Genomic DNA, 3734 nt, shown 5'->3' with positions numbered 1-3734 from the left:
GTCTCAACCATCATGAGCGACGGATTTGCCTATCGCTCGGCCTACACGCTTGCCCCGGGACAACCATCGCCCGGGCTGGGCTACCTTCCTGCGTCACACCTGTTATCACGCTCACTCCACCAGACGGGGTCGCATGCCGCCCCGCACCTCACCCCGAAGGGATCCGTGCGGCTTGGGATGCTTAGCACTCCTGGTCTCGTGTGGGCGGTTCTTCGCCGGTACGGGAATATCAACCCGTTGTCCATCGACTACGCCTGTCGGCCTCGCCTTAGGTCCCGACTTACCCAGGGCAGATTAGCTTGACCCTGGAACCCTTGGTCTTCCGGAGGACGGGTTTCTCACCCGTCTTTCGCTACTCATGCCTGCATTCTCACTCGTGTGCCATCCACGGCTGGTTTCCACCGCCGCTTCACCCGGCACACGACGCTCTCCTACCCATCACCACGACTGGACCACGAAGGCCTATCGATATGCGGTAATGCCACGACTTCGGTGGCGTGCTTGAGCCCCGTTACATTGTCGGCGCGGAATCACTTGACCAGTGAGCTATTACGCACTCTTTCAAGGGTGGCTGCTTCTAAGCCAACCTCCTGGTTGTCTGTGCAACTCCACATCCTTTCCCACTTAGCACGCGCTTAGGGACCTTAGTCGGTGGTCTGGGTTGTTTCCCTCTCGACGATGAAGCTTATCCCCCACCGTCTCACTGCTGCGCTCTCACTTACCGGCATTCGGAGTTTGGCTGACGTCAGTAACCTGTTGAGGCCCATCGGCCATCCAGTAGCTCTACCTCCGGCAAGAAACACGCAACGCTGCACCTAAATGCATTTCGGAGAGAACCAGCTATCACGAAGTTTGATTGGCCTTTCACCCCTATCCACAGCTCATCCCCTCAGTTTTCAACCTAAGTGGGTTCGGTCCTCCACGACGTCTTACCGTCGCTTCAACCTGGCCATGGATAGATCACTTCGCTTCGGGTCTAGGACCTGCGACTCAATCGCCCTATTCAGACTCGCTTTCGCTACGGCTACCCCACACGGGTTAACCTCGCCACAGATCACTAACTCGCAGGCTCATTCTTCAAAAGGCACGCCGTCACACCAACAAGGGCGCTCCGACGGTTTGTAAGCAAACGGTTTCAGGTACTATTTCACTCCCCTCCCGGGGTACTTTTCACCTTTCCCTCACGGTACTTGTCCGCTATCGGTCATCTGGGAGTATTTAGGCTTATCAGGTGGTCCTGACAGATTCACACGGGATTTCTCGGGCCCCGTGCTACTTGGGATCCCCTTCCGGCCGGCCAGGCATTTCGACTACGGGACTCACACCCACTCCGGTCCGGCATTCAATCCGGTTCGTCTATACCCGACGCGTCACCGTCGCTGTCCGGCAGAACAGCACGAAAGGTCCCACAACCCCGACCATGCAACCCCTGCCGGGTATCACACATGATCGGTTTAGCCTCATCCGCTTTCGCTCGCCACTACTCACGGAATCACGGTTGTTTTCTCTTCCTGTGGGTACTGAGATGTTTCACTTCCCCACGTTCCCTCTACCCGCCCTATATATTCAGGCGGGAGTCACCAGGTCACCACGAAGGGCCTGGCGGGGTTTCCCCATTCGGAAATCCTCGGATCACAGCTCGTTTATCAGCTCCCCGAGGCTTATCGCAGATTACGACGTCCTTCTTCGGCTCCAGATGCCAAGGCATCCACCGTTTGCTCTTAGAAACTTGAAATCACATGAGTTATAGAAACCACCACCCCGAAGGATGGCAGTGACCAATGATCACCACGACACACCCCGAAAGATGCATCGTGCTTGACCTTGTGACCCGACACCCCGAAGGGCATCGAATCTAAGATGCTCGCGTCCACTATGTAGTTCTCAACAGACGGCCAGAACCCCCACCCCACCAGCACCACAGCCGGCTTCATGAAGGCCTGCGGGGAACCATCCCCGACCACTGCCCGAAGGCAAGGCCATGTCCGGTCCCTCAGGACCCAACAGCGTGCACGCACCACCCCCGCGAACCCAGACCGTTCCAACCACCGAAGCGGCGTACTAGACCCGAACCCTTGCGAGCGATGCCTATGTCAATGTTCCACCCATGAGCTCACCGGCAGGACACATTCGGCCCTGACCCGGCATGCCTGGACACCCCAAGAGGTGCCAGATGCTCCTTAGAAAGGAGGTGATCCAGCCGCACCTTCCGGTACGGCTACCTTGTTACGACTTAGTCCTAATCACCGATCCCACCTTCGACGGCTCCCTCCACAAGGGTTAGGCCACCGGCTTCGGGTGTTACCGACTTTCATGACTTGACGGGCGGTGTGTACAAGGCCCGGGAACGTATTCACCGCAGCGTTGCTGATCTGCGATTACTAGCGACTCCGACTTCATGAGGTCGAGTTGCAGACCTCAATCCGAACTGAGACCGGCTTTTTGGGATTCGCTCCGCCTTACGACATCGCAGCCCTTTGTACCGGCCATTGTAGCATGCGTGAAGCCCAAGACATAAGGGGCATGATGATTTGACGTCATCCCCACCTTCCTCCGAGTTGACCCCGGCAGTCTCACATGAGTCCCCACCATAACGTGCTGGCAACATGCGACGAGGGTTGCGCTCGTTGCGGGACTTAACCCAACATCTCACGACACGAGCTGACGACAACCATGCACCACCTGTACACCGGTGTCCAAAGAGTTCTTCATTTCTGAAGCGTTCCGGTGTATGTCAAGCCTTGGTAAGGTTCTTCGCGTTGCATCGAATTAATCCGCATGCTCCGCCGCTTGTGCGGGCCCCCGTCAATTCCTTTGAGTTTTAGCCTTGCGGCCGTACTCCCCAGGCGGGGCGCTTAATGCGTTAGCTACGACACGGAAACCGTGGAAAGGTCCCCACATCTAGCGCCCAACGTTTACGGCGTGGACTACCAGGGTATCTAATCCTGTTCGCTCCCCACGCTTTCGCTCCTCAGCGTCAGTAAGTGCCCAGAGACCTGCCTTCGCCATCGGTGTTCCTCCTGATATCTGCGCATTCCACCGCTACACCAGGAATTCCAGTCTCCCCTACACCACTCAAGTCTGCCCGTACCCACCGCACGCCTCAGGTTGAGCCTGAGGATTTCACGGCAGACGCGACAAACCGCCTACGAGCTCTTTACGCCCAATAATTCCGGACAACGCTCGGACCCTACGTATTACCGCGGCTGCTGGCACGTAGTTAGCCGGTCCTTTTTCTCCAGGTACCGTCAAGCCGAAGCCCTTCTTCCCTGACAAAAGCGGTTTACAACCCGAAGGCCGTCATCCCGCACGCGGCGTTGCTGCATCAGGCTTGCGCCCATTGTGCAATATTCCCCACTGCTGCCTCCCGTAGGAGTCTGGGCCGTGTCTCAGTCCCAGTGTGGCCGGTCACCCTCTCAGGCCGGCTACCCGTCGACGCCTTGGTGAGCCATTACCTCACCAACAAGCTGATAGGCCGCGAGTCCATCCCAAACCGAAAAACTTTCCACCAAAAATCATGCGATCCAAGGTCCTATCCGGTATTAGCTCCGATTTCTCGGGGTTATCCCAGAGTCCAGGGCAGGTTACTCACGTGTTACTCACCCGTTCGCCACTAATCCACCCAGCAAGCTGGGCTTCATCGTTCGACTTGCATGTGTTAAGCACGCCGCCAGCGTTCGTCCTGAGCCAGGATCAAACTCTCCAAAAAAAATGGTTCAACCAACCCCCAAAAA

At 57.1% G+C, this 3734-nt stretch carries 2 rRNA genes; both read right to left on the bottom strand.

What is annotated here, in order from left to right:
- Positions 1-1735, bottom strand: a 23S ribosomal RNA gene (locus ABME01_RS15580); the annotation flags it as partial.
- A 449-nt stretch (positions 1736-2184) separates the two neighbouring features.
- Positions 2185-3709, bottom strand: a 16S ribosomal RNA gene (locus tag ABME01_RS15575).
- Positions 3710-3734: the final 25 nt, after the last annotated feature.

Source organism: Agromyces litoreus (assembly GCF_040496015.1).
GTDB classification, from domain to species: domain Bacteria; phylum Actinomycetota; class Actinomycetes; order Actinomycetales; family Microbacteriaceae; genus Agromyces; species Agromyces litoreus.
Note: the sequence above shows the minus strand (reverse complement) of the source record. Positions and strands in the feature narration are given on the sequence as shown.